General features: G+C 64.2%; 20 protein-coding genes. 12 read left to right on the top strand and 8 right to left on the bottom strand.

Annotated elements, in window-relative coordinates:
• Nucleotides 1–111: 111 nt before the first annotated feature.
• Both ABH945_RS06165 and ABH945_RS06170 read right to left on the bottom strand, forming a co-directional pair.
• Nucleotides 112–1,557, bottom strand: a complete 1,446-nt coding sequence (locus tag ABH945_RS06165; RefSeq protein WP_429250014.1) for a methyl-accepting chemotaxis protein — start codon at nucleotides 1,555–1,557, stop codon at nucleotides 112–114.
• Nucleotides 1,558–2,115: 558 nt separating this feature from the next.
• Nucleotides 2,116–3,000 (bottom strand): LysR family transcriptional regulator, encoded by an 885-nt coding sequence (locus ABH945_RS06170; protein ID WP_429250015.1) that lies wholly within the window; start codon nucleotides 2,998–3,000, stop codon nucleotides 2,116–2,118.
• Between the two features lie 146 nt (nucleotides 3,001–3,146).
• On the opposite strand from ABH945_RS06170, the gene ABH945_RS06175 reads away from it, so the two are divergent.
• Nucleotides 3,147–3,896, top strand: coding sequence for a sulfite exporter TauE/SafE family protein (locus ABH945_RS06175; protein ID WP_429250016.1), 750 nt, complete (start codon nucleotides 3,147–3,149; stop codon nucleotides 3,894–3,896).
• A 415-nt stretch (nucleotides 3,897–4,311) separates the two neighbouring features.
• Complete coding sequence (locus tag ABH945_RS06180; RefSeq protein ID WP_074764070.1) at nucleotides 4,312–5,058, top strand: glucose 1-dehydrogenase; 747 nt, start codon at nucleotides 4,312–4,314, stop codon at nucleotides 5,056–5,058.
• 132 nt (nucleotides 5,059–5,190) lie between these two features.
• Here ABH945_RS06180 and ABH945_RS06185 read toward each other — a convergent pair whose 3' ends face one another.
• Entirely contained in the window at nucleotides 5,191–6,075 is an 885-nt protein-coding gene (locus ABH945_RS06185; RefSeq protein WP_074764069.1) for a LysR substrate-binding domain-containing protein, read from the bottom strand.
• Nucleotides 6,076–6,200: 125 nt separating this feature from the next.
• Between ABH945_RS06185 and ABH945_RS06190 the strand changes: the two genes are divergently transcribed.
• The 9 genes from ABH945_RS06190 (at nucleotide 6,201) to ABH945_RS06230 (ending at nucleotide 15,431) form a co-directional block, all read left to right on the top strand.
• Nucleotides 6,201–7,430 carry a 2-aminoethylphosphonate--pyruvate transaminase gene (locus ABH945_RS06190; RefSeq protein ID WP_429250017.1) on the top strand — a complete coding sequence of 410 codons (1,230 nt, stop codon included), beginning with the start codon at nucleotides 6,201–6,203 and terminating at the stop codon, nucleotides 7,428–7,430.
• A gap of 97 nt (nucleotides 7,431–7,527) precedes the next feature.
• Nucleotides 7,528–8,331: a phosphonoacetaldehyde hydrolase gene (gene phnX, locus ABH945_RS06195; RefSeq protein ID WP_429250018.1), complete on the top strand. Its 804-nt coding sequence runs from the start codon at nucleotides 7,528–7,530 to the stop codon at nucleotides 8,329–8,331.
• 187 nt (nucleotides 8,332–8,518) lie between these two features.
• Entirely contained in the window at nucleotides 8,519–9,472 is a 954-nt protein-coding gene (locus ABH945_RS06200; protein ID WP_429250019.1) for a LysR family transcriptional regulator, read from the top strand.
• A 142-nt stretch (nucleotides 9,473–9,614) separates the two neighbouring features.
• Nucleotides 9,615–10,592, top strand: coding sequence for an isopenicillin N synthase family dioxygenase (locus ABH945_RS06205; RefSeq protein ID WP_429250020.1), 978 nt, complete (start codon nucleotides 9,615–9,617; stop codon nucleotides 10,590–10,592).
• A complete protein-coding gene (locus ABH945_RS06210; protein WP_429250021.1) occupies nucleotides 10,589–11,407 on the top strand; it encodes an alpha/beta fold hydrolase in 819 nt (272 codons plus the stop codon). Before ABH945_RS06205 ends, ABH945_RS06210 begins: the two co-directional genes overlap by 4 nt.
• 46 nt (nucleotides 11,408–11,453) lie before the next feature.
• The gene (locus tag ABH945_RS06215; RefSeq protein WP_429250022.1) at nucleotides 11,454–12,620 is read left to right on the top strand and encodes a BMP family ABC transporter substrate-binding protein; all 1,167 of its coding nucleotides are present in this window, start codon (nucleotides 11,454–11,456) and stop codon (nucleotides 12,618–12,620) included.
• Between the two features lie 10 nt (nucleotides 12,621–12,630).
• Complete coding sequence (locus ABH945_RS06220; protein ID WP_083379947.1) at nucleotides 12,631–13,557, top strand: aromatic ring-hydroxylating oxygenase subunit alpha; 927 nt, start codon at nucleotides 12,631–12,633, stop codon at nucleotides 13,555–13,557.
• Nucleotides 13,547–14,755, top strand: a complete 1,209-nt coding sequence (locus ABH945_RS06225; RefSeq protein ID WP_429250023.1) for a Rieske 2Fe-2S domain-containing protein — start codon at nucleotides 13,547–13,549, stop codon at nucleotides 14,753–14,755. The genes ABH945_RS06220 and ABH945_RS06225 overlap by 11 nt, the downstream gene beginning before the upstream one ends.
• A 7-nt stretch (nucleotides 14,756–14,762) precedes the next feature.
• Nucleotides 14,763–15,431: a glutathione S-transferase family protein gene (locus ABH945_RS06230; RefSeq protein WP_429250024.1), complete on the top strand. Its 669-nt coding sequence runs from the start codon at nucleotides 14,763–14,765 to the stop codon at nucleotides 15,429–15,431.
• Between the two features lie 19 nt (nucleotides 15,432–15,450).
• Here ABH945_RS06230 and ABH945_RS06235 read toward each other — a convergent pair whose 3' ends face one another.
• Together ABH945_RS06235 and ABH945_RS06240 are read right to left on the bottom strand one after the other, a co-directional pair.
• The gene (locus ABH945_RS06235; protein ID WP_429250025.1) at nucleotides 15,451–16,380 is read right to left on the bottom strand and encodes a LysR family transcriptional regulator; all 930 of its coding nucleotides are present in this window, start codon (nucleotides 16,378–16,380) and stop codon (nucleotides 15,451–15,453) included.
• A 97-nt stretch (nucleotides 16,381–16,477) separates the two neighbouring features.
• Entirely contained in the window at nucleotides 16,478–17,695 is a 1,218-nt protein-coding gene (locus ABH945_RS06240) for an amidohydrolase family protein (protein ID WP_429250026.1), read from the bottom strand.
• A 316-nt stretch (nucleotides 17,696–18,011) separates the two neighbouring features.
• Here ABH945_RS06240 and ABH945_RS06245 point away from each other — a divergent pair, with 316 nt between their 5' ends.
• Complete coding sequence (locus ABH945_RS06245; RefSeq protein WP_253189641.1) at nucleotides 18,012–19,043, top strand: GGDEF domain-containing protein; 1,032 nt, start codon at nucleotides 18,012–18,014, stop codon at nucleotides 19,041–19,043.
• Between the two features lie 199 nt (nucleotides 19,044–19,242).
• On the opposite strand, the gene ABH945_RS06250 is transcribed toward ABH945_RS06245, so the two are convergent.
• From ABH945_RS06250 to ABH945_RS06260, 3 genes are read right to left on the bottom strand one after another with little or no spacing between them, the layout of a single operon-like run.
• Nucleotides 19,243–22,122, bottom strand: a complete 2,880-nt coding sequence (locus ABH945_RS06250; RefSeq protein WP_429250027.1) for an Hsp70 family protein — start codon at nucleotides 22,120–22,122, stop codon at nucleotides 19,243–19,245.
• The gene (locus ABH945_RS06255; RefSeq protein WP_074764060.1) at nucleotides 22,119–23,966 is read right to left on the bottom strand and encodes an Hsp70 family protein; all 1,848 of its coding nucleotides are present in this window, start codon (nucleotides 23,964–23,966) and stop codon (nucleotides 22,119–22,121) included. Before ABH945_RS06255 ends, ABH945_RS06250 begins: the two co-directional genes overlap by 4 nt.
• Nucleotides 23,963–24,538, bottom strand: a complete 576-nt coding sequence (locus ABH945_RS06260; protein WP_429250028.1) for a DUF2760 domain-containing protein — start codon at nucleotides 24,536–24,538, stop codon at nucleotides 23,963–23,965. Before ABH945_RS06260 ends, ABH945_RS06255 begins: the two co-directional genes overlap by 4 nt.
• Nucleotides 24,539–24,660 lie beyond the last annotated feature (122 nt).

Below are 24,660 nucleotides of genomic sequence, written 5' to 3' on the forward strand. Positions count from 1 at the left end.
CGAATTGACGGTCACTGCCGCCCGGCGCCCTCGACCTCGAACATGAACCGCCTGACCAGGACCGAACGCCGGTCCCGGCGCGACGATTCGCCGATACCCATTACCGGCGGCTCACGCGGTCCTGCGCTGCGCGAGAACAAAACTGCCGACGACTTCTTTCAGCCGTGTCGCCTGATCCTTCAGGCTTTCGGTCGCCGCCGCACTTTGCTCGACCAGCGCCGCATTCTGCTGCGTGACGTTGTCGAGTTGATTCATGGCCACGCTGACCTGGGTGATGCCCGAGGTCTGCTGCTCGCTCGCCACGGAAATCGTGCCGATCAGTTCGCTCACGCGGCTCGCCTGGTGTACGAGTTCTTCGATGCTGCCGCCGGTTTCGTGAACGAGGTCGACGCCCACGTCCACCCGCTTGCGGCTGTCGTCGATCAGGTCCTTGATTTCTTTCGCGGCGGTCGCCGAGCGTTGGGCGAGCATGCGCACCTCGGCGGCGACGACGCTGAAGCCCCGGCCCTGATCTTTGGCGCGCGCTGCCTCGACCGCCGCATTGAGCGCGAGGATGTTGGTCTGGAACGCGATACTGTCGACCACCGAACTGATCACGCCGATCCGTTCCGACGACTGCGAAATCTCGTTCATCGTCGCCACCACCCGGCCGACGGCCTTGCCGCCGTCGAGCGCCGCGGACGAGGCCGAACGTGCCACCAGAGACGCCTGCTCGGCCGTCTGGGCCGTGTCGGTGACGGAGCCTGTGAGGCGCTCCATCGATTCCGCTGTCTGCTGAAGGCTGTTCGCCTGTTCCGAAGTTCTCTGGCTCAGATAGTTGTTGCCGAGCACGATTTCGGACGACGCATTCTCGATCGACGACGTCGCCACGCTGACCTCGCGGATCGCTTCACCGATATTCAGGACGGCGCGTTTCAACGCGCGGGCGGTCGGCGCCTCAACGTGGATATTCTCGACGTCGAGGCAGATCAACTCGCCCTGATCGACCGCCCGTACGAGGGACAGCAGGTCCGATGCTTCGACCGCGGCCTGATTCAACTTCCGCGCAAGGTAGACCTCGATGGCCGTTTGCCCGACCACATAGCCTGCGTGCAGGATCACGACCAGAATATTGGGTTGCGTGGTGCAGTAGACGTTGAAGCTGAGCGCCTGAAGCCGGTCGAATACCAGATGATGGATAGCGAAGAGCGCGGCCGCCAGCACGAGCACCCGCCAGTCCCGGTACACGAGCAATAGCCCGAGAAGAACGAATACGCCGAAATGAAATTCGGTTGTGCCGCGTCCCAACTGGATGTGCAGCGCAACGAGACAGACGTTGCAGACAGTCAATACCGCGCGTGCGGCGAATGAACCTCGCAATAAACAGAACGCAAGGCTGGCGGCCGCGATAACGACGGCGCCGATAATGATCGCAAGCTGCAGATCGCCATAGTACTGGCCGATTGCCAGCGCGACTAATGTGGACGCAAGCGCGGTGTAATACATGACGACATCGCCTGATCGATTAACAGTGATCAGAGCGAGATCGCGATGCAGGATATCTGCATGAACTTTCATTGCTGCTATTTCTCTCCAGGCAAACCGTTGGCAAAACCCGACGGATAACCGGTGCAATGTTCTTGCCGATCGCGATGACAGCGGGATTAACCGTTGTTTGCAGATTGTTGTCCGGTTGTTCTGACGAATTCGCATATTGCGGATCGGCGCAACCCGGGGAAGCCGGCACAGGTCAAATCAGTTAACGACCATGTAAAAGTATTCTTAATAGATATTTGTCGATTATTTTTCTGCCCGAATGACGAGAGCAGGGAGATCTGATAATCCGTTTCGCCGTGACTTCAGTTTCTCGGTAACTGGATTAACTTGGAGGTACTCGTCATACAGGATCGGGCGAATCGGTTCTAATCGCGCGTGGCAAAAAATTACTTTTCCTTTCAAGAGTCGCGCGAGAAAGGGTAATAAATCGGTCTTTATGTTTGAAATCAATCTCTTGAGTTTTTATGTCCCCGGTTTGAAAGCGGGTTTAACCCGGCGCAAATTCGTTGAGCAACTCGGTCTTACGCTTTTGCTTGCAGCTTGACGACTGCATCGGCAGAAGTCGGACTTATCCGCCGGTCATGAACCTGAAAGATGCCTGACGAGCGCTTTCTCCGCGCGCGCCATCCCGTTCAGATCGCGCATGCAGATCAGCAACTGCCGCGTGGCCCAGTTGTCTGTCAGTTCGATGACGCGAATGCCCAGGGTGCCGCGATACCGCTTCGCCGCCGTGGCCGGGACAATGGCCACACCCGCGCCCTGTTCGACCATGCAGCAGATGCTGTCGAACGTGCGCACGTGGGTGCGAAAACTCAACGCCTGACCGGCGAGCAGCGCCCGTTCTCCCAGATACGTCTGCAATGCGCTTTCCGTATCGAGACCAATGAATTCCCGATCCACCACCTCGGACAGCGTCACGCGACGGCGCGTCGCGAGCACGTCGTCGCGGCTTGCGATCAACACCAGTTTGTCGACGGCAAAGGGCAATGTGTGCAGCGCGCCATGATCGACCGCATCGGAAATGATGCCGATCTCGGCCGCGCCGCCAAGCACCGCCTTGACCGTTTCCGTGCTTTGCCGCTCCTTCATGTCGATCTGCACATTCGGATGATCGCGCAGAAACACCGCGATCGCGGACGGCAAAAACTCCGTCATCGCCGCGGTATTGGTCCACAGGCGGATGCACGCCTTGCGTCCCTCCTGATGTTCGCCCAACTCGCCCTGCATGCGCTCGATCTGCCCGAGCACCAGCCGTGCGTGATGCGCGAGCGTGTCGCCGGTCGGCGTGGACTCGACACCGCGCCGGCCGCGTTCGAGCAGCGGCATGCCCAGCGCGTCTTCCATGCCGCGTAACCGGGCGCTCGCGGACGGCAGCGACATGTTCGCGCGCGAGGCGCCGTGGGTAATGCTGCCGGTATCGAGAATATGCAGGAACAGCCGGAGATCGATGAGATCGAAGCGCATGAAGGACCGTTGCAAATGAAAACGAAAGCGGCCATTGCCTGGGTCAGCCTTAGCCGCAGCCTAAGCCACGGTAAGTATCTTACGCATTGTGGAGCGCGCCGGGGCGATCGAGAATCCAGCCATCTTCCCCATCCATCAACTCTCCGATGATCTCTTCGTTCGTGCTGCGCACCGGCATCGTGGTCGTGACCTTCGTCGTGGCCGGCTTCGTCAAGGGCGTGACCGGCATGGGCCTGCCGACCGTCGCGATGGGCATTCTCGGCACGTTGATGCTGCCCGCGCAGGCGGCCGCGTTGCTGTTGTTACCGTCGTTCGTCACCAACGTGTGGCAACTGTTCGCGGGGCCCGGCGTGCTTGCTTTGACCAGGCGGCTCTGGCCGATGATGGCCGGCATCGTCGTCGGAACGATTGCTGCCGCGTCGTTCATCGCGGGTGGTGGAGGCGTGTGGGCTGTCGTCGGTCTTGGTGTGGCGTTGACGCTCTACGCAGCCGCCGGGTTGATGGCGTGGCGCTTTTCGGTTCCGGCGCGATATGAGCGCTGGCTGTCGCCGGCCATCGGCACGGTGACGGGCGTGGTCACTGGTGGCACGGGCGTGTTCGTCGTTCCGGCGGTGCCTTATCTTCAGGGACTCGCGTTGAAGAAGGAGGATCTGGTTCAGGCGCTCGGCCTGTCGTTCACCGTGTCGACGATTGCGCTCGCGATCGGTCTCGTCCGCGAAAACGCATTCGCAGTGGGCGATCTGCGCGCGTCGTTATTTGCGGTCGTCCCGGCGCTGGCGGGGATGGCTATTGGACAGCGCGTGCGCGGACGCATCAGCGCGGAAACATTTCGACGCTGGTTCTTTATCTGCCTGCTGGCGCTCGGCATTCAATTGATCGCGCGCGCATTCGTTTAACGACAAGGCGACGAAACCGGATAAGGAGGGCGAAATCATGTGGCCCATTATTCTCGATACGTTAGGCGCGTTGGCGGTGCTGGCCAGCGTCGCAGCGCAGATTACGCTGATACGTAAGCGTTGAATGAACGGAGCACGGTATTCGTCATGCGTGGTGGAAAACGCTGGGAAACGCCTGAGAACGCCTGAAAACGCCGCCTCTGCATCAAGTCGCACCTCGCCTGCGTTCGACTAATTTCCGATTGTTCGGCTGAACCGACGTATCTATTCGCCTCCAGCCGCTTTATCCCGTTGGCCGGGATGCCTACATTGTGTCCAGTGACAGCGCCACTGCATTTTTCCCGCTTCATCGATGTGAGTCCGCGAATCTTCGCGATATCACGCCGGCGCGAAACCCCATTGAAAGGACACGATCATGAGCAAGCTCACAGGTAAGGTTGCTGTTGTAACCGGCGCATCGAAAGGTATTGGTGCGGCTATTGCGAAGGCACTCGCGGCGCAGGGCGCGTCGGTGGTGGTGAACTACGCGTCGAGCAAGGCGGGCGCGGACAGCGTGGTCGACGCGATCACCGCAGCGGGCGGCAAGGCGATCGCCGTCGCAGGCGATGTGTCGAAAGCGGCGGATGCGAAGGGCATCATCGACTCGGCAGTCGAAACGTATGGCCGTCTCGACATCCTCGTGAACAATTCGGGTGTGTACGAATTCGCGACGATCGACGAGATCACCGAAGAGCATTTCCATAAGCACTTCAACGTGAACGTGCTGGGTCTGTTGCTGACCACGCAGGCCGCAGCGAAACATCTCGGCGAAGGCGGCAGCATCGTCAACGTGAGTTCGGTGGTGAGCCGCATCACGCCGCCGGGAAGCGCAGTTTATACGGCGACCAAAGGCGCGGTGGACGGCATCACCGGCGTGCTGGCGAAGGAACTCGGCCCGCGCAAGATTCGCGTGAACTCGGTGAACCCGGGCATGGTCGCGACGGAAGGCACGCATACGGCAGGCATCATCGGTTCGGATTTCGAAACGTGGGCCGTCAACACGACGCCGCTCGGCCGTATCGGTCAGCCTGAAGATATCGCCGATGTCGCCGTGTTCCTCGCCTCCGACGACTCGCGCTGGTTGACCGGCGAAAGCCTGATTGCCAGCGGCGGCTCGCGTTAAGAGAGTTAGCGCAATGCGACGGTCCCGATGGCCTCTGTCGGGATAGCTGCGGCAAAGGCCGCATCGGAACAGAAGCCGTCAAGCCGCCCCCAGGCAACCCCTGGCGGGCGGTTTCTGTTTATGTGGCGCTGTTTATCCACCGATAACCGGTGCTTGCACCGCCGGCAACTCGACGGCAAACAGCGCATCCAGCAGATTCGATCCCGGCCGCTCGGCGAGCCGCGTCAGCGATTCGATCATCTGCACCCGGCAGTCCTGTAGCGGAATCATCCTGATCCGCCGCGACTCGTTGAATTCGGCGCGCGCGATCACGCCGACGCCCATCCCTTGCGCAACCGCTTCTTCGAGCGCTTCGCGTCCGTCGACATACATCACCGGTTCCACCTGCAACGACTCGCGCACCAGTTCGATTTCGAGCAACTGCTGCGTGACCGATTGCGGCTCGCGGAAAATCATCGGTTGACGAACGAGTTCCGCGTAGCTCAGCTTGCGCTTCTTCGCGACCGGATAGCCGAGCGGCACCATCGCCACCAGCGGGTCGCGCCGCAACACGCGCGATTCGAGCCGGCTGTGAACCTGCGGCGCAGCGGTAATGGCCGCGTCGACCGCGCTCGACAGCACGCGCTGCATGCAGTCGGCGGCATTCGCGATCGACAGCGTCACGACAATGCCCGGATGCAGTTTGCGAAACGCGCCGATCAGCGTGACCGCCAGATCGGGCGCATCGGCCACCAGCGACAGCGAGCCCGATTCCAGCCCGCCCGCCGACTCCAGCAATTGCCGCGCGTCGCGCTCGCAACTCAGCATATGACGCGTCACGCTGAAAAGCCGCAGGCCCAGTTCGGTCGTTTCGACGCCACGCGGCCCGCGCTCGAACAATTTGACCCCGTAATCCTGTTCCAGACGCCGCACGTGATCCGACACCGCAGGCTGCGTCAGCGACAGCGCCTGCGCCGCCTTCGAAAACCCGCCGTGTTCCGCGACCGCATGGAACGCCCGCAATTGCGCGTATTGCACGTATGCCTCATCTGGCTGTAGGTGATAAGTTTTAGCGATACCATCATCGATTATATCGATTTTACCGATGGTCGGCCTTTCGGTACTGTGTCATGCATCGACATAGCGATATCGGAGTACCGGACATGGAAAGCGCGATTGACAGTTCGCAGGACGCGTCGGCGGAAGTCTCAACCGTGCGCTGCGCCGCGCCCGCCAAGGGGGAGCCGTATCTGCTGACGCCGGGGCCGCTCACCACGGCGTTCTCGACGAAAGAGGCGATGCTGCGCGACTGGGGTTCATGGGACGGCGATTTCCGCGCGATGACCGCCCATCTGCGCCGCAGCCTGCTGGATATCGCCGGCGACACGGCGGGCGACTACGACTGCGTGCCGCTGCAAGGCAGCGGCAGCTACTGCGTCGAAGCGATGCTCGGCAGCCTGATGCCGCGCGACGGCCACGCGCTCGTGCTCGCCAACGGCGCTTATGGCAAGCGCATCGCGACCACGCTCGGCTACCTGGGCCGTGCCTGCACGGTGCTCGACAAAGGCGACTACCTGCCGCCGCGCGGAGCCGAAATCGAACGGATGCTGGACGCCGATCCGCGTATCACGCATGTGGTCGCCGTGCATTGCGAAACCAGCTCGGGCATCTTGAATCCGCTCGAGGAAATCGCCGCTGCCACCGCAAAGAAAGGCCGCAAGCTGCTGATCGATTCGATGAGCGCCTTCGGCGCAGTGCCGCTCGATGTCCGTGAGATTGCGTGCGAGGCCTTCGTGTCGTCGGCGAATAAATGCATCGAGGGCGTGCCGGGTTTTGGCTTCGTGATCGCCCGCAAGAGTGCGTTGCGCGAAGCGAAGGGCCGCAGTCATTCACTCGCGCTCGATGTCTACGATCAATGGGATGTGATGAACCGCACCGGGCAGTGGCGCTTTACGCCGCCCACGCACACGGTGGCCGCGTTTATCGAGGCGCTGCGTCTGCACAAGCTCGAAGGCGGCCAGCCCGGGCGGCTCGCGCGCTATGCGAACAATCGCGACGTGCTGGTGGCCGGCATGCACGAACTCGGCTTCGAACCGCTGCTGAATGCGCGCTGGCGCTCGCCGATCATCGTGACGTTTTTCGCGCCCGCGCATCCGCAATTCAGGTTCGAACGCTTCTATGAATTGATGAAGCAGCAGGGTTTCATCATCTATCCGGGCAAGCTGACGGCGGTGGACAGCTTCCGTATCGGCTGCATCGGTCAGGTGGATCAGGACGTGATGCGGCGCGTGGTCGACGCCTGCGCGCGCTCGCTGGAAGCGATGGGCGTGCCGCACGCCGCGCCGCCCGAAGCCGCACTCGAAGAACGCAAAACCCTGGCGCAGGCGGCCTGAAACGCATTGGGCCGACAAGCCTCACCAGGCTGTCACGAATGAATGCTAGCGTGCGATCCATCGCGCGAGCTTTTGAACCTCTTGAGGATCGAAGTCAATGAAACACGTCAAAGCGGTGATTTTCGACTGGGCCGGCACGGTCGTCGACTATGGTTCGCTCGCGCCGATGGGCGCGTTCGTCGAGACCTTCGAACAGTTCGGCGTCTCGATCTCGATCGACGAAGCGCGCGGTCCGATGGGCATGGCCAAGCGCCCGCACATCGCGGCGCTGATGGCGCTGCCGCGTGTGTCGCAGGCATGGGCGGACAAGTACGGCCACGTGCCCGGCGAAGCCGATATCGACGCGGTGTACGACGTCTTCGTGCCGAAGAATATCGCGGTGGCCGCAAGTTACAGTTCGGTGATTCCGGGCGTCGCGGAAGTGGCGAGCGCATTGCGTCACGACGACATCCGCATCGGCACGACCACCGGCTACACCCGCGAGATCATGGCCGAAATCGTGCCGGGTGCGGCGGCGCAGGGCTTTTCGCCGGACAGCATCGTGTGTACCGGCGATACGCCGGAAGGGCGGCCGTCGCCGTACATGATCTACAAGACGCTGCCGGAACTCGGCGTATGGCTGGCGCGCGATGCGATCAAGGTGGATGACACGGAGGTCGGCATCGAAGAGGGCATCAATGGCGGGACGTGGACGGTCGGTGTGTCGGTGAGCGGGAACGCGTTCGGGATGGCGGAAGCCGATGTGAAGGCACTCCCGGCCGAGGAATTCGCCGCGCGCCGTCAGGCGGCGATCGGCAAATTGCAGGCGGCGGGCGCGCATTACGTGATCGACAGCGTCGCGGATCTGATGCCGGTGGTGTACGACATCGAAGCGCGTCTCGCGCGCGGCGAGCGGCCGTGATGGCGTGACGCCTCGAATGGTGGTGCTGTAGTAGGGCGAAAAGCGCACTGGCGGCCAGTGCGCTTTTTTATTGCGCGCTCGATACAGCCAGGTCGAAAACGTATCATCCTGTCGGGCCGGAGATTCACTGATGCCGGTCGGTCCAGTCCATCATGGGCACAACCACCACGCAAGCGCACGACCAACCATGCCGAAGCCGACCCCCGCCGATACCCTCGCCTGGCACATCCACGCCCGCTCGCTGCGCTATTTCGATGCAATCCGCCGCTGCGGTTCGATCCGGGAAGCGGCGCGGCAGATGCATGTGGCGTCGTCGGCGGTGAACCGGCAATTGCTGAAACTCGAAGCGGAAGTCGGCACGCAACTGTTCGAGCGGCTCGCGTCGGGACTCTCGTTGACCGCTGCGGGCGAAGTATTCGCGCGGCACGTCATCACCGTGTTGCAGGACGCGCGCCGTTTCGAAAGCGAAATGGATGCGCTGCGCGGAATCCGGCGTGGCGAGATCAGCATCGTCACGGTCGAGGGACTCAACTCCAGCTTTCTGCCTGACCTGGTCGAGCGGATGCTGACGCGTTATCCGGCGATACGTTTTCAGGTGCATACCGCCGGTTCGGCGACGATTGCCCGCACGATTCTCGATGGCGACGCCGACCTCGGGCTCGCGTTTTCGCTGCCGCGCACGAGCGATCTGCAACAACTCGCGGTTGGGCGGTTCCAGTTGGGCGCGATTGTCGCCGCCGATCATCCGCTGGCGGGCGAAACCAGTGTGACGTTCGCGCAGTGCGCGCGCTATCCGCTGATTCTGGGCAACGCGCAACTGTCGATCAGCGGGCTGCTCGAACCGCTGATCCGGCACTACGCGAAGCCGCTGCAAACGGTGCTCGAAAGCGATTCGATCGAGTTGATGCGGCGCATGGCGGCTCGCGGACGCGGTGTCGGATTCCAGACCCGACTCGGTCTCGAACGCGATCTCGCCGACGGCACGCTGAAGCATATTCCGCTGCGCTCGCCGCGTCCGCTGGTGTCTGAACTGGGCGCTTACGCGAGAGCGGGCCGCACGCTGACGCCCGCGCTGGACGCTTTCGTCAGGCTGCTCGCGGAGGCGCTGGCCGACCGCGAGGACGATGAACCGGCAATCTGACCCGTTCGAACCGAACCTTTATTTTGCACGAACCGCCTGATGCCGTTTCGGCATCGGCATGCACGTTTTTCTGCGCTTTATTGGACACCCGCCGCCCCCTAAACTCGGTTGCAACGGAATCGACCGGTTCAAAGGAGGCGCAATGTCCGAAGTGCTATCAGCCAGAGCGGTGCCGCATACGAGCCTGCCTGTCATCGACGTCGCGGGGCTCGCGTCGCCAGATCTGCAGCAGCGCGCGGCCGTCGGCGCCGCGCTGCATGCTGCCTGCATCGACAAAGGGTTTTTCTACATCGCCAATCATGGCGTCGCCGACGCGCTGATCGACGCCGCGCGCCTCGAGGCCGAACGTTTCTTCGCGCTCGACGACGCCGAAAAACGCCTTGTCGACAAAGCGAAGTCGTTCTGCAATCGCGGCTACGAGCCGTTGCGCGGACAGGTGCTGGAGGCAGGCACGCCGCCCGATCTGAAGGAAGGTTTTTATATCGGCAACGAACTGCCGCTGGATCATCCGCAAGTGGTGGCGCGCGCGTTCAATTGCGGGCCGAACCAGTGGCCGCAGCAGTCGGCGGGTTTTCGTCCGGCGATGGAAGCGTATTTCGCCGCGCTGTACGACCTCTCCAGGCGGCTGACACGCGGTCTCGCGCTGTCGCTCGATCTGCCCGAGGATCATTTCGACGTGTTCTGCGACGACGCGATGGCGACACTGCGTCTGTTGCACTATCCGCCGCAACCGGCGCAGGCGTTGCCGGACCAGAAGGGCTGCGGCGCGCATACCGATTTCGGCTGCCTCACGCTGCTCTGGCAGGACGGCAGCGGCGGTTTGCAGGTGCAGGACGGCGACAGCGGCTGGATTCATGTGCCGCCGCTCGCGGGCACCTTCGTCGTCAATCTCGGCGACATGATCGCGCGCTGGACCAATGACCGCTATCGCTCGACGCTGCATCGCGTGGTCAATGCATCGGGGCGCGAGCGCTACTCGATCCCGTTCTTCTTCACCGGACGTCCCGACTACGTGGTCGAGTGTCTGCCGGGCTGCACCGAACCGGGCGAAGCGCCGAAGTATCCGCCGATCACCGTGGCCGGTCATCTCGAAGCCTGCTACCGGAGAACCTACGGATGACCGCCGCCGTTCAATCGACAGAATCGTCGCACGTGGCCGGCATGCTGCTGATCCACGGCGCGTGGCAGGGCAGTTGGGCATGGGACGCCTGGTTGCCGGAAATGACCGCGCGCGGCTGGACCTGCAAGGCTGTGGATCTGCCGGGCAACGGCGCGGATCCCGAACGCGACGCCGGCGTCGAAATCACGCTGCAAACCTATGTCGACGCGTTGACCGAAGCCCTGAACAGATTCGACGGCCCGGTCGTCGTGGTCGCGCACAGCGGCGCGGGCGTGCCCGCATCGCAACTCGCCGAAGCGCTGCCGGAGCGGGTCGCGTGCCTCGTCTATGTCGCCGGAATGATGCTGCCCGCCGGCATGGGTTACGCGGACCTCGTCGACGCCAGTGCCGCCGACGTGCCGAACGCCGCAGGCATCGCGCCGTATCTGCAATGGAGCGAGGATCGTACGGTCACCGTCGTGCCCGCCGCCGCCGCGCTGGAAATCTTTCTGCACGACTGCCCGCACGAAGCCGCCGAACGCGCCGCCGCGAAACTCACTCCGCAACGGGAAAGCGGCCGTGCCTTGCTGACGACGCTGAGCACCGGACGTTTCGGCCGTGTCCCGCGCATTTATGTCGAAGCGCTGCGCGACCGCTCGGTGTTGCTGCCTCTGCAACGCAGGATGCAGGCGCTCGTGCCGGGCGCGATGGTGCGCTCGATCGATTGCGGTCACGTGCCGCAACTCGCGCGTCCCGCCGAACTGGCGACGCTGGTATGCGACGCGCTCGCTGAAATCGGCATTCGTGCCGACGGCGCTACATCTCAGCCCCGCTGAAGAAAACCACCACGATTTCCCCTTCGCTTACTACTGGAACCTCGTCATGATCCGACTTCCTCGCCCTGGCCGGTTTTTTTCCGCACGCGCTTCTGCAAGCATCGCTAGATGCTTTTCAACCCGCTTCGCGCAGCTTGCGAACGGCGCGCTGGTCGTCGCGTTGTGCGGCACGTTCGCGGCCGGCAGCGCTCCCGCTGACGCCGCCGATGCGCCGCTCGACGTTTCCATCGTCTACCTCGGCAACCCGGGCGACGCAGGCTGGACCCACGCGCACGATCTCGGCATCAGCGCGGCGGAGAAGCAGCTCGGCTCGCAGATCAAGGTGACGCGCATCGACGACGTCCCCGAAAACGCGGACGCGGCGCGCGTGTTTCGCGATCGTGCGGCGAAGGGCGACAAGATCGTGATCGGCACGTCGTTCGGCTACATGGACTCGATGATGAAGGTCGCGCACGACTACCCGGACACCGTGTTCCTGCATTGCTCCGGCTACAAGAGCGCGCCGAACCTCGGCAACTTCAACGGCAAGGTGTATGAGTCCGCGTACCTCGCGGGTGTGGTCGCGGGATACGTGTCGAAATCGCACACGCTCGGCTTTGTCGGGTCGGTGCCGATTCCCGAAGTGGTCCGCAATATCGACGCGTTCGCGCTCGGCGCGAAATCGGTCGCGCCGCAGACGACCGTCAAGGTGGTGTGGATCAATAGCTGGTTCGATCCGGGCAAGGAACGCCAGGCCGCCGAAACGCTGATCGGACTCGGCGCCGACGTGCTGATGCAGAACACCGATTCCACCGCGACGATGGCCGTCGCCGAGCAGCACAAAGTCCACGCATTCGGCTGGGATTCGGATATGAGCCAGTGGGGGCCGCATGCGCATCTGGGCTCGGTCGCGTACGACTGGGGCATCTATTACAGCAAGGTGATCGACGAAGTGAAGCGCGGCACGTGGACCAATAAACCGGTGTACTGGGGCGTGAAAGAAGGCATCACGGACCTCGTGCACGTGAACACGTCGGCGGTGCCGGCGGACGCGCAGCGCGCGCTTGCGGAGAAACGCGCGGCACTGGTGGCGGGCAAGCTCGATCCGTTCGCGGGTCCGCTGAAGGACCAGAGCGGCAAACTGCGCGTGCCCGCCGGCACCGTGCTTTCCGCGGACGATACCAACCGGATAAACTGGTTTGTCGACGGCGTGCAGGGCAGCGTCGCGCAATAACGGAGCGGCTATGAGTGATGCAAACAGTGTGTCGGCAGCAGTGGACGATGCGATGCGCGATCCGGTCGTGTGGAACGACTGGCATCCGGTGGCGGCGCTGGATGCGTTCGGCGTATCCGGCACTGCACCTGCGGTGATGAGCACGCGGTTGCTGGGCGTTGATCTCGGTCTTGGCGTCGATGCGTCGGCATCGGCATCGGCCAGCACGACGGACCGCTACCGCGCATGGCGACTCGACACGCTCGCTCACTGCCACGCAAAGGCGCGCTACGGCGTGCTGTGGGTCTGCCTCGGCGAGCCGCGCCGCGATCTTCTGGCGATTCCCGAGGCCGACGAACCCGAGCGCCGTTTGCTGCACGCCGGGGCGTTCAGCGTGCACGTGAGCGGTTTGCGCGCGGTCGAAAACTTCCTCGACATGGGCCACTTTCCGTTCGTGCATACGGGCTATCTCGGCGTCGAACCGTACACGGAAGTCGCGCCGTATCGTATCGAACGCGACGAAATCAATGACGAGCTATACGCGCACGACTGCCGCTTTTACCAGCCGCGCGCGGCAATGACGGCAGGCGCCGCGCTCGACGTTCAGTACGTGTATCGCGTCGCGCGTCCGTATTGCGCGATTCTGTACAAGACCTGCCCGCCTCAGCCCGAACGGTTCGACGTGATTGCGCTGTTCGTGCAGCCGGTCGACGAAGAGCGCTGCATCGCGCACACGGTCATGAGCTATCTCGATGACGCCAGTAGCGACGACGAATTGCGCGGCTTCCAGCAAACCATCTTCGCGCAGGACATCAAGATTCTGGTGAACCAGGTGCCGAAGCGCCTGCCGCTCGGCGCGGGCATCGAACATCCGGTGCGCGCCGATGCGATGTCGGTCGCGTATCGCCGCTGGCTGTCGGCGCAACAGATTACTTATGGAACGACTCATGGCCGATAAGAACCCGTTGGCGTCCGCTGCGTCCGGCTGGTTTGCACTATGCGATGTGGACCGGCTCGGCGAACGCGCGATCTATCACACTGAACTGGCGGGCTACGAACTCGTTGTCTGGCGAGCCGAAGACGGCGCGATCAACGTGTGGGAAAACCGCTGCCCGCATCGTGGCGTGCGGCTGTCGATGGGACATCATCGCGGCGACGCGTTGCAATGCCAGTACCACGGCTGGCAATTCGGTTCGGGCGACGGAGCGTGTCGCTTCGTGCCCGCGCATCCCGATGCCGCGCCGCCCGCAGTCGCGGTGAAAACGTGGCCGGTTGAAGTGCGCCACGGTTTTGTGTGGACCTGTATCGCATATACAGATGAAACGCCGCCTCCGTTCACGCCAATCGATGAACTCGACGGCGAAGCGGACTTCGATCGTCCGATCCGCTTGCGCACGGTCGCGCTCGATGTGTCCAGCGACGCTGTGCAGCGCGCGCTCGCCGACTACTGTTTCGACCATGCCGCATTCGATCCGTGGACGACCACCGAATGCGTTGCGTTCGACGCGGGTCCGCGTGCGGTCGTCGTCGAACAACTCGATGATGCGCGGCAACGTGTGGTGTTTCTCGTGCAGCCCGCGCGCGACGGGCGCACGTATCTGCACGGTGTCGCGCTGGGTGTTTCCGTGTGCGACGATAGCGGGCGACGGGCCGTGCAGCGGCATCATCAACAACGTCTCAACGTGCTGCGCGATGCGCTGGAGTTGCAGGCCGTTCCGCCACGCAGTAGCGAAACCGCAATGAGTCAGAAGCCGCTGGGCATTCCGCCCGCGCTACTGAAAAACGCGCAGCCGGTTTTCTTGCAGCCTGCGGTATCCCGGCCCGTTTCTCCTGCGCGAACGTTGACGCCAGGCGTCGCAGATTCCGCCACGGCAACTGAAGTTGAAGATCACGCGTTCACGGTTCATCTGTCGCGCAGTAAAAAAAAGCTGACCGTGGCCGCCGACGCAAGCCTGCTGCAAACCTTGCGCGACCACCACGTCGATGTGCCGACATCCTGCGAGCAGGGTGTGTGCGGTACATGCCGAACCCGCGTGCTGGACGGCGTGCCGCTGCACCGCGACGATTTTCTGACGCCGCACGAACGCGCGGCCGGTGACTGCATGCTGGTGTGCGTGTCGCGCGCGGCCGGTGCCGCGCTGACGCTCGATCTGTGAGGCCGCAATGTTCAAACTTTACGACGACGAGTTGTGCGGAGAAAGCTACAAGGTCAGGCTCATGCTGGGCCTGCTTGGAGTCGAATACGAACGGGTGCGTGTCGAGCTTTATCCGTCGAAACAGAACGGCACGCGCCGCTTTCTCGCGATGAATCCGCTGGGCACGCTGCCGGTGCTCGACGCCGACGGCGCCTTGCTGCACGGCGCGCACGCGATTCTGATGTATCTCGCGCGACGCCATACGGGTGCAACGACTGAGCCGGGAGAAGAGCAGACGCACTGGCTGCCTCTCGATGATCCGCTGCAATTCGCGCAGGTTCAGACGTGGCTCGATTTCGCCGCGCAACTGAGCGGCATAGTCTTCACGTTGCGGGCACAGGTGCTGCACGGCACGCCGCCGCACGATCAATGCCGTCCGCTGGAAGCGAGGAAAAAGGCGCAGCAGCTTTTACGAATTCTCGACGAAACCTGCTGGTTCAACGAGGCCGCGGGCACGCCGTACGTCTGCGCGAGTGTGTCGCCGACCATTGCCGATATCGCGTGCTTCGTGCCGGTCGCGCTGCTCGACGAAGCGGAAATCGAATCGATCGACTATCCGGCGCTGTTGCGCTGGATCGCGCGGATCAAACGTCTGCCCGGGTTCACCACGATGGCCGGCGTCTACGCAGCAGCCTGAAAAAAGCCGCCCCGCGAGTTCACTCGAAATACCCCACCGCCAGATCGATGAACTCGCGGACCTTGCGCGGCACGAACTCCCGGCTCGGATAAACCAGCGACACCGCGACATCGCCGTTGATCACCGCATAGTCGCCGAGCACGCGTTGCAGCGTGCCCGCCTGCAATTCGTCGGCGACCATTTCGAGCGGCAACAGCGCAATGCCCATCGCGCCCAGCGCCGCCTGCTTCTGCATGATCATGCTGTTGACCGTGAACGACGCATCCAGCGCGATGCTTTCTTCGCTGTCGCTTTCCTTGTTGCCCTTGCCGCCGCGACCAGGCTTGTCCTTCCTGAACAGCCACGTCTGCGGACTCGTGTCGAGCGGCGCGCCGATCACGCGATGCTGCGCGAGATCCGCGGGCGTTTGCGGCTGACCCGCCTGCGCCAGATACGCGGCGGCCGCCACCGGCACCGCGTACGAGTTGATGAGCCGACGCACCACCAGCGACTCCGAACGGATCATGTGCTCGGTGACGATGCCCACATCGAAGCCGCCTTCCAGCAGATCGACCCGTTTCTCGGTCAGCGTGACTCGCAGATTCACTTGCGGAAAACGGGTCTGATAATCGGCGAATAACGGCGTCAGACGAAACAGCGAGAAGCTGCCGAGCGCGACGATGCGCAGGTCGCCGGTGACTTCCTTCGACGTGGTGGTCGCGCGCATTTCGACTTCTTCGAGTTCGGCGAGCAAAACCCGGCAGCCGTCCGCGTATTGCGCGCCCGCTTCGGTCAGCACGACCTTGCGCGTGGTGCGCTGGAACAGGCGAATGCCGAGGTGCTGCTCGAGGCTCGACACATGGCGCGTCACGACCGATGTCGATACACCGAGGTTCGCCGCGGCCTGCGCAAAGCTGCCCGAGTCCGCGACCCTGACGAAAGCCTGCATGGCCTGGAAGAGATTGATCATGTGAATGAAAAAACGTATTCGTTAAGGCAGATGACGTGAAAAGCACGGCCCGTTTACATGCACCGGACTGTGCGTTGTCGGCGCGTCAACTCCGTTCTCAAGCCTCGATCGCGCCGGCTGCATACGCGCCGTTGCGCGCGACCACCCGTCCGTTCGACACCACCAGCTTGCGCGGCGGCCGCGCGACCATCGCGTGCGCGAGCGTGTCGGCGTCGAGCAGCACGAGGTCGGCGCGCGCGCCTGCCTGCAAGCCGTAATCGCCGAAGCCGCACGCTTGCGCGGCGACGCTGCTGACGCAGTCGAACGCGAGCGCCAGATCGTCGTCGCGGCGCAGGCCGTAGCGCGCCGCGATGTGCATCGCGCGTTCGAGCATGTCCGGCGAGCCGTAGGGCGTCCACGTGTCGCGAATGCCGTCGTTGCCGCCGAACAGCGTGACGCCGTGTTGCAGACACGCTTTGAGCGGCGGGACCGGCGTCGACGACGGCGCCGTGGTCAACAGTGCAACGCGCAGATCGGCGAGACGTGCGAGCAGCGCATCGCGTTGCGGCTCGGGCAGCGCGCCGAGACAGAACGCGTGACTCACGACCACGCGTCCCTGCATGCCGAGCGTCTCCACGCGGTCGAGCAGAAGTCCGAGCGTGAACGCGCCGAGTTCGCCCGGCTCATGCAGATGAATGTCGATCGGCTTGCCGTGCCGCTGCGCGAGCTCGAACGTTAGATTCAGCGACGCAACCGGATCGCCGTCGATCAGCGCCGGGTCGAGCGCGCCGAGTACATCGGCGCCTGCCTGCAATGCGCGTGCGAGCAGGGCATCGGTGCCGGGACGACCCAGCAGCCCCGATTGCGGAAACGCGACGATCTGCATGTCGAGCACGTCGCGCAATGTTTCGCGCGTCGCCAGCACGCCTTCGAGATGACGCAACCCGGCATCGGTATCGATATCGACGTGCGTGCGCAGGCGCGTCGTGCCCGCCTCCAGAAACGCGCGAGCCAGCGCGAGCGATTGCGCACCCGCGTCGTGTCCGGTTTGCGCGCGGTAACGCCGCTCGTTCTCGATCCGGTCGGTCAGCTTCGGCCCGACCTCGTTGCGATACCAGCGCATGCCCCACAGCGTTTTGTCCAGATGCGTATGACCTTCGACGAAACCCGGCAGCAGCAGCGCGCCCGCGCCGTCCTCGGGCGTGACGCCCGGCTCGCGCGGCAGATCGGGGCCGATCGCCGCGATGCGGCCGTCGACGATCGACACGTCGACGTTCCTGTCAACGTGCGGACCGAGGCCCTGGCGGACGTTCGTGATGAGCCAGGTGTTCGTCATGCGATTTGTCTCCGTTTTTGTCATGTTGGCCGGACGCTGGCAGGTTTCGACGGCGCCAGAAGTAAGCCTCTGAAAGACATCGAAAGTCAGCGCCCGTTAAAGCATTTGTCTGCTGAATCGCGCGCCCGGCTCGCCCGGCCAGACGAAAGGCGCGGCGCGGTTTGCGGGTGAATTGTACTTCGTGGGTCGTGCGCGCCGATTCGCGTGTTCCGACCATGCGCAAGCGCGCGCAAACCTCGCGGACGATATGCGGTATGCCTCAAGTTTCGGATGTCGATGCCGTTGACCTAAGCTAATTACACTCGGGAATCTCGCCGTGCAACTCGCTTACAGTAACGACCGTCTGGCCAGCCGGATGGCAGTCGATCCTTCCGCCGCCGGCGAACCCGAAGTGGAGTCGTCCGTCATCGAATGGTTGTTGCACGACGATCAGGTGATGCGCGAATGCTTTATTCACGCAGCGGAAATCCTCAAGAGCGTGACGGGCGCGGCCATCACCGCGATCACGCTGCTCGACGAGGAATATCAGCACTATCGCGCCGAGGTCGGCATGTCGATGCCGCTGGTCACACGAGCCCGCTCGCTAGCCGACTACGCGGTGCGCGATGCCGAGTTGTTCGTGATCGAAGACGCGCACGACGACAGCCGTTTCGGCGAATGCATGCTGGTGAAGCGCTACCCGTTCGTACGCTTTTACGCGGCGATTGCGCTGCGTGCGCCGAATGGCGAGATCGTCGGCGCGTTGTGCGCGATGGACCCGTCGCCCGGCAAGCTCGACGCCGGTCAGCGCGGCGTGTTCTACCACCTGCGCGCGATGATCGAAAATGATCTGAAGATGCGCACGGCGACTGCGATCGATCCGCTCACTCAGCTGTACAACCGCCGCTTTCTGCTGGAGACGATCACACGCCGCTGGAAAGAAGCGCAGGACGGCGACGTGATGGGTTCGGTGGTGGTCGATGTCGACTGGTTCAAGCAGTACAACGACACCTACGGCCACCAGGCGGGCGATCACTGTCTGCGCCGGGTTGCTTCGGTGATGCAGGCGGCGGCGGACGGCGAGCGCATCGTGGTGGGCCGGATGGGCGGCGAAGAGTTCGGGCTGCTGGTGCTGCGCGCGGAAGCCGCATCGCTCGCGGACACGCTGAACGCGCTGCGCCAGGGCGTCGAGGATCTCGCCATCGAGCATCGCGCTTCGCCGCTCGGCGTGGTGACGGTGAGCGTGGGGGCGTCGCTCACGCGCATCACGGAATCATCGCGGCCCGCGCATCGCGATGGCTTTGCGAGCGCGGACAGCGCGCTGTATCGCTCGAAACATCGCGGCAGAAATCAGGTGACGATGGCGTAGTTTTCGAGGTGGCCTGTGGCGGGCCTGACATTGGCCACGCCGCATTCGCCGACAGGGCCGTAGTAGGCGTGCCAGCGCCGCGTGGCGCACGTTCGCCTGGATCTGGCCGGCGCTTGAAGAAGCAAAAAGGCCGGAATTTCCGGTCTTTTTGCCTGGCGGTGAGTTCGACTGTCAGCTACGCGTGCGTCGAATCAATCCCTCAACTCGCAATCAGCTTCAACCCCGCCGGCAACGATTCGCCGAACACGCGGCCTTCGTCGGCGTTATCGAGTTCGACGTTCTCGCTGACCATCGTGATCCATGCACGCGGTGCGTTCGATGTTTCGAGCCGTCGTATCGCGGCGTGACGCACGTCGTCGGCGAGATCGCGCGAGCGGTCGCCTGTCATCCGCGCAATCTGCACGGCGGCGAACGCAGCGGGATCGACCTTCTTCCAGTCGAGCGCGAGGATCGCATTCAGCCATTGAGCGGCGATCTCCGGCGGCACGACGCTATGCGCGCTGCCGTAGAACGGCCGCCGCGCGCCGATCCGCCCGACCGCCCACCAGCCTTGATGATTCTCGGCAGGTTTTTTCAGCCGCGTCAGCAGCGACTCGCCGAGTTCGATCTTGCGTTCGACCGGAATCCGTTCGAGCGAAGCGCTCAGGCGAAGCATGTCGGCGAGACCGGTTTTCGCGACGTCGAACGGCAGTTTGTGACGCGATTGCGCGGCCGTTTGCAGATATGCCATTGCATCGAGCACGCGCAACTGCGAGGTCTCGTCGAGACCGCCCGCGGCGCGGCGCCACAGCGTCCACCATTCGGACCAGACCTGGCTGTCGTTGACGTACTGGATGCCGTCGTCGAATAGCGACCACAGTTGTTCGACCCGCCATTCGTCCAGCGGATAGCCGAAGCCTGGCCGCACGCAATAACCGGCCAGATTGAGCCACGTCCGTTCGTGATCCGCCGAACGGCGCCGACGCCGCGCGCGTTCCCACAGTGCGCCGAACAGTTCGCGCAGCAACGCGCTGTTCCAGGTGTCGCGCGGGCCGAGCAACTGCTCGAGTTGCGCGCGTAAGCGTTTGACTTCTTTCGGATCGAGCTTTTGCGCACGCGAACCGAAGCAGCGGTCGATCAGTTCGAGCGCGGCGTCGAGCGACGGGTGCCGCGCTGCGGACGCGTCGCCGACCGGCAGATTCACCTGCGCGGTGTCGCTGCGCAACTGGAATTCGAGCAGCCAGCGCTGCGCGGGATTGTCGAGTTCGATGCAGTGCACGTCGAGCGTGCCGACTTCGGTGAGCGACGTCGCGATCTGCACGATGGTTTCGCGTGCGGCGCGTTCGCTGTGCGGCTGCACGACGGTGGCGATCGGCGGCAGGCGGATGAAGTCGCCGCCGTCGAGATCGACCAGTTCGCCCGGTTGGTAGACCGTATCCGCGCTCGATGAAACCAGGTGGAAGCGCACCGGATGCCCGAGGCGCAGCGCGAACGTGCGATCCGCGATCAGGATTTCGTGGCCTTCCGTTGTGCCGCGCGGCAGCAGACAGATGCCGCGTGGGACGGCTCCGGCGTCCCGTTTGCGCTCGCCGGTTTCGTCGAGCACGAGGAAGTAGCTGCGCGGCGAGCCGCCGCCGATTTTCGGCGCGTTGCCCGCGCGGGCCAGCGAATAGGCGACCGCGCCGCGTGCCACCGCCACGTCGGGGTTGTCGTTGTGCAGCACGTTGAGCGCGTCGCCGCGCCACGTGCCGAGCGTATCGGCGAGGCGGCGGGTGAGGGCGTCGGCGCGGAATACGCCGCCGTTGAGCAGCAAGGTGTCCGGGATCGGCAGCGGCTGGTTGCTGTCGTTCTCGTCGTCGGCTAAACCCAGCGCCTTGCGCGACGGCGCAGCAAAGCGGCTCAAAAACGCCGCGATGTGACGCGTGACGGCGGCATCGGTCGCATAGGGCAGGCCGAATTCGACGATCGCGCCACGCGGCCGGCCTGGCCGTTCGTCCGATGCCACCTTCGGAAAGAAGCCGTCGACGATCACCCGCTCGACTTCGTCGCGCGTGACCTGCGCGGTGCGTGCGCCGCCGATCAGCTTCGAGCCCGCGCCGAGCAGCGTGATCGACGTCGACTCGGGCGCTTGCGCGCCGAGCAGTTGTTCCTTCGCGCCACGGCACCGCTCGACCAGTTGCGACAGGCTCGCTGCCGACAGACGCGTGCGTGTGTCGCCGCCCGGCAGCCGCGCTTCGACCAGATGCGCGAGCGCGAGGTCCATGTTGTCGCCGCCGAGCATCAGATGATTGCCGACGCCGATGCGCGTAAGTTGTGGCTGGCCGTCGTCGCCGGGAGGGCCGACTTCGATCAGCGTGAGGTCGGTCGTGCCGCCGCCGACATCGCAGATCAGCACGAGGCGCGTGTCCGCCAGTTCGTCCGACAGGCTCTCGCGATGATGGAACAGCCAGTCGTAAAACGCGGCTTGCGGTTCTTCCAGCAGCCGCAACGTGGTGAGACCGGCCATGCGCGCCGCTTCGACGGTGAGCGCGCGAGCGCCTTCGTCGAACGAGGCGGGGACCGTGAGCACCACGTCCTGATGTTCGAGCAGCGCGTCGGGGAACTGCTGGTTCCACGCCGCGCGCAGGTGCGCGAGATAGCTCGCGCTGGCTTCGACCGGCGAGACTTTGCGGACGTCGTCGGGGGCACCCCACGGGAGAATCGGCGCAATACGGTCAACCGATGCATGCGACAACCAACTCTTCGCGCTTGCAACTAACCGTCCCGGAACCTGAGCACCAAGCAAGCGCGCAAGGCGGCCGATGACGACCGGTTGGGTTTGAGCGTCTGCATTGCCAGAGGCCTGGACAGAAGCCGAAGCCGTCCACGGCAATTGCAGATCGCCCGCGCTCAACTCGCCCTCGGCCGCGTGGTAACGCACCGAAGGCAGCAGCGGCCGTGCGGCGACCTCGCCGGGACTCACCAGCTGTTCGATCCCGAACACGCGAATTTGCGGCGAACCAGAACCACCGTCCGCCGCCGACTCCGTTTCCGCATAAGCCAGCACCGTATTACTGGTGCCGAGATCGATACCGACGCTGTACCGCTTCATCTCACTCATGCATTCGCGTTGCCGCGAACATCGAACTCGACTTTCCAGCGCTCGTCGGAACCGCGCGGAATCGCTTCGAGTTCGAGCGTGCCCGCTTCGGTCACGCGTGCATGCAGCTTCACCGGCACGACTTCACCGGCTTGACGGCCGGAGGCAGGCAGCGTCGCCTGAATTTCTTCGAGTTCCTGAAGCTCGTCGGGACCCCAGAAGTCGAGCAGCGTGCCGACCTGATCCTGGCGACGCACCGACGATCCGAAGAAGCGGAAATGCACCGGCTCGCCGACCACCAGGCCGAATTCCTGCGCGGGCAGTTCGGCGTCGGTGCCTTCTTCCATGCCGAACGGCGCGACGCACAGCGCCTGGATCGGCGGCTCGAGTCCGGGTACGGCAGGCATCGCCGATTCGATCGCGATGTAGTACGCGCGGGCGGTGCCGCCGCGAATCCGCACGCCCTGGCCGCGTCGCACGTAGCCGTAGTAGGCCGCGCCGCGCGCAACCGCGAGATCGAGATCCGCGCCTTCGAGCAGACGGGCCGGTGCCGCGCTTTCCGCTGCGAGCCAGTTGTTCAGCGTGCCCATGAGCCGCTCGACCAGCAGCGGCGACTTGAACACGCCACCGTTGAACAGCACGACCGTGGGGTGCAGGAAAGTGGCGTTTTCCGCGCCATGGTTTTGCAGACCTTCCAGTTCGGCCAGCGCGCCGACCTGGCGTCCCAGGAACGCGGCCAGATGACGCGTGATGCCCGCGTCCTGCGCGTACGGCAGGCCAAGCTGCGTCAGGCCGGCACGCGCGCGCGTGACCGGACGCGCGGCGCTGTCCACCTGCGGGAAGAAGCCTTCGAGAATCGTCTGCGTGAGTTCGGCGCGTGTGAGTTCGGTGCGGATCGATCCGCCGATCAGCTTCGAGCCGCGGCTCGGCACCACGAGCGGCACGGTGTCGGCAGCCGGATCGCTGAGCAGCGTTTCCTTGGCCGAGCGGCACGCGTAGGTGAGGGCGCGCAATTGCCACGCGTCCGCTTGCGTGCCTTGTGCCGCGAGCTTGCGGGCGACCACGTGCGCAAGCGCGAGGTCCATGTTGTCGCCGCCGAGCAGGATGTGTTCGCCGACCGCGACGCGATGCAGTTCGAGATTGCCTTCGCGTTCGATCACCGCGATCAGCGAAAGGTCGGTCGTGCCGCCGCCCACGTCGACCACGAGGATGATGTCGCCGACCTTGACCTGCTTGCGCCACTGGCCGCCGCTCTTTTCGATCCAGCTATACAGCGCGGCTTGCGGTTCTTCGAGCAGCGTCATGCGGCCGTAGCCCGCGGCAACGGCTGCCTCGGCGGTCAGTTCGCGCGCGGCCGGATCGAACGACGCGGGGATCGTCACCGTGACGTCCTGTTCGCCGAACGGCGCGTCCGGGTGCGCATGGTCCCAGGCTTCGCGCAGATGCGTCAGATAGCGCACCGAGCTTTCGAGCGGCGACACGCGCGCGACTTCGGGCGGAGCGTCGTTCGGCAGAATGCCGGCGCGACGGTCGACGCCTGGATGGCACAGCCAGCTTTTCGCGCTCGACACCAGCCGGATCGGCGTGGCCGCGCCCCGGTTGCGGGCGAACTCGCCGACCGCGAAGTCGCGCGCGCCGGTCCACGGCAGATGCAGGTCGCCGGACGCGAGTTCATCGGGATGCGGCAGATAGAGGAACGAGGGCAGCAGATCGAGGTAATCGACCGCGCCCGCGCCGGTGAGTTGCGCGATGGGCAGCACGCTTTGGGTGGTTTTCTCGCCGTCGCTCGCGCTGGTGTCCACGTAGGACAGCGCAGAGTGCGTAGTGCCGAGGTCGATGCCGATGGAGTAGCGTGCGTCGCTCACAGTTCCACCTCCGCCGGGGCGATCACTTTCGCGTTGTGGCTATCCGTCAGTTTCGGCAGACGCACGTCGTCGACACGCCAGCCGCGATGGCTGATGCTGCCGCTGAACGGCGCCTTGCCGACCACGTTGCCGGTCAGGCGGACCGAGCTGGCGTCGAAACCTTCGGGCAGCGTGACGCGGCTGCCTTCGGCTTCGTCGCGCACCGGACGGATCGTGAAATGCTCGCGCAGCGTGGCGCGGCAGCCTTCGTGGACGAGGCGCGCGGCCGCGCCGATGTCGGCGTCGCTGTAGTTCTTGATGTCTTCTTCGACGAAGTCGATGAAACGCGCGTCGCGTTGCAGCAGGCCGAGCAATTGCAACGCGGCGTCGGGCGTGGCTTCTTTCAGCACGGGCGCGGGCTGCGGAGCCGGTTGCGGTGCCGGTGCCGGTGCAGGCGCGGCTGCGGGTTGGCTAACGCCGCCGTTACGCAGACGCAACACGTCGGCGGCGAATTTGCCGTCGCCGAGGATGCTGAAAAACGTGCCCACGGCAAGCGAAATCCTGCCGAGGAAAGATGGGTTCGAATCGGTCATAAATGCTCCTGAGGTGCTCTGTTAAAGGACGAGCTGTCCTGACTGCCGCGCCCGTCACCGGTCGCCGAACCCCGTTGGGGCTTGGCTCGGCCGTCACCGGGCGAATTTGCGAAGGCCGGCGG

The sequence above is a fragment of the Paraburkholderia sp. GAS333 genome, assembly GCF_050435665.1.
In the GTDB taxonomy this organism is placed as follows: Bacteria; Pseudomonadota; Gammaproteobacteria; order Burkholderiales; family Burkholderiaceae; genus Paraburkholderia; species Paraburkholderia fungorum_A.